This window comes from Acidithiobacillus sp. TH-A36 (assembly GCF_057473445.1).
This window is the reverse complement of the sequence record NZ_JBYCKP010000127.1, coordinates 1-2,326: the sequence shown is the minus strand read 5'-3', so window position 1 is coordinate 2,326 and position 2,326 is coordinate 1. Positions and strand designations below refer to the sequence as shown.

Sequence of the window (2,326 nt, the reverse complement as noted above, 5' to 3'; positions counted from 1 at the left end):
TGGGTCGTTTGCAACGACATTACCGCCTCTATCAGATTCTGAGTGAAAGCCCCCTGAAAAATGTGCAGGATATCCGTCATATCGTGCTGAAGACCGGTACGGCCGGGGTCGTGGACCTGGCCGATGTTGCCGAGGTCCGGGTAGGAACCGCACCCCAGTGGACCACAGTAACGGCCAATGGCAAAAACGCTGTGCTGGTCAATATCAAGCAACAGATGGGTGCCAATACGGTGGCCATTGATCAGGATATCCGGACTCTGCTGCGCAAGGATGCCAAGAGCATTCCGGCAGGGATAAAGCTGAGTACCTGGTACGATCAGAGTCAGTTGATTACCGCCGCTGCATCCAGTGTGCGGGATGCCATTTTTATCGGCGCAGCTTTGGCGGCTCTGGTATTGCTGGTTTTTTTGCGGAACTTGCGGCTGACCTTCATTGTGGCCATTGTGCTGCCCAGTGTGCTCCTTGCCAGCGTGCTGATCCTTTATGTGTTGCACCAGAGCTTTAACATCATGACGCTGGGGGGCATGGCGGCAGCTGTGGGCCTGGTGGTAGATGATGCCGTGGTCATGCTCGAACACATCATGCGCCGCATTACCGAGAACCCCGGTGAAGGTAAGCCGGTGTCCGTGCTGCATTCTGCCCTGGAAATGAGTAAACCCCTGGCGGGCTCATCGGCAGCAACCATCATCATTTTTATACCGCTGGCCTTTTTATCCGGGGTTACCGGTGCTTTTTTTCAGGCATTGGCCATTTCCATTGCAGCGGCCCTGCTGGTGTCCTTTCTGGTGGCTTATCTGGCGGTGCCCCTCCTCGCCGATCTGCTCCTGAGACCCCGGGATGCCGAGCAGGCCGAACATCAGGGCCGTTTTTTGGCCTGGTTCAGCCGCATGTATGGGCACTATCTGGAAAAACTGTTGCGGCGACCATTGTTTTTATCTTTGATTGTGCTGGCCTTTCTGCTGTTGGGAGGATGGTCCTACACCCAGGTGGGCAGTGGTTTCATGCCCGCGATGGACGAGGGGGGCTTCGTGCTGGATTATACCGCTGCTCCCGGTACTTCTCTGGCGGAAACGGATCGACTGCTGGATCAGGTACAGCAGATTCTCGCCCAGAATCGGGATGTGGCCAGTTATTCACGGCGCACGGGTCTGCAGTTGGGCGGAGGCATCACCGAAGCGAACACCGGAGACTTTTTCATCCGCCTCAAGGCGCAGCGACAGCACACCATCTGGCAGGTGATGCAGGGTGTTCGTGCGCAGGTTCATAATCAGGTTCCGGGGTTGCGGGTGCAAACGGGGCAACTGATGGAAGATCTTATCGGAGATTTAACCGCCGTCCCTCAGCCTGTCGAAATCAAGCTCTTCGGTGCGGATCCCCACACGCTGCAAAAACTGGCCCGGCAAGTGGCTGGACAAATCCGGCAGGTGCCGGGTGTTGTCGAGGTTTTTGATGGGATTGTCATTGCCGGTGACGCCGTTGATATTCATGTGGATCCGGTGAAGGCGGCCCTGGCGGGAATGACTCCCGGTCAGGTCAGCAGCCAGTTGCAAACCTTGATGGAGGGCCGTGTGGTCAGTCGAATACCCCAAGGCCAGGAAATGATCGGGGTCCGCGTCCGCGCTCCCCATGCACTCTGGAGTGAAATCCATCGCCTGCGACAACTCCCCATAATTGCCCCCGATGGGCATTATCTGACCCTGGGGCAGGTGGCCGAAATTCGTATGCAGTCCGGGCAGGCGGAACTGAACTCCGAAAACCTCAAACCCATGGTGGCAGTGACAGCCCGCATTGAGGGGCGGGCGATGAGTACGGTGATGGGCGAGGTGAAGGTCCGTCTGGCCCACCTGCAGTTACCCCGAGGGGTCTACCTGCAATATGGCGGATTGTATCGCGAACAACAACAGTCCATGCGCGAACTGGCGCTGGTGCTGCTGGCGGCCATTCTGCTGGTGACGGTATTGCTGCTGTTTCTCTACGAGCGTTTTACCGTGGTCCTGAGTATTCTCGCTACGGCGCTTCTGGCTTTGGGCAGTGTGTTTGTTGGTCTGTGGCTGACCGGCACTGAGCGTAATATTACCGCCATGATCGGGATGACCATGATTGTTGGCATTGTCACGGAAACGGCGATTTTCTTTTTTGCGGAAGCGCAGTCTGCGGAGTCCCATGAACTGGTTCGGGCTGGTAAGGCGCGGCTACGGCCGGTGCTGATGACGGCCATTATCGCCATTTTGGCCCTCATGCCGCTGGCCTTGGGGATGGGTGCCGGGGCACAAATGCAGGCACCTTTGGCCATCGCCATTATTTCCGGATTGCTGGCTGAAATTCC

1 protein-coding gene is annotated in these 2,326 nt (G+C 57.1%); it reads left to right on the top strand.

The genetic code is table 11. From position 1 onward, the window contains the following. Window positions 1–2,326, top strand: a 2,326-nt coding sequence (locus AC2VLY_RS03575; RefSeq protein WP_486921779.1) for an efflux RND transporter permease subunit, incomplete at both ends; no start/stop codon positions are given.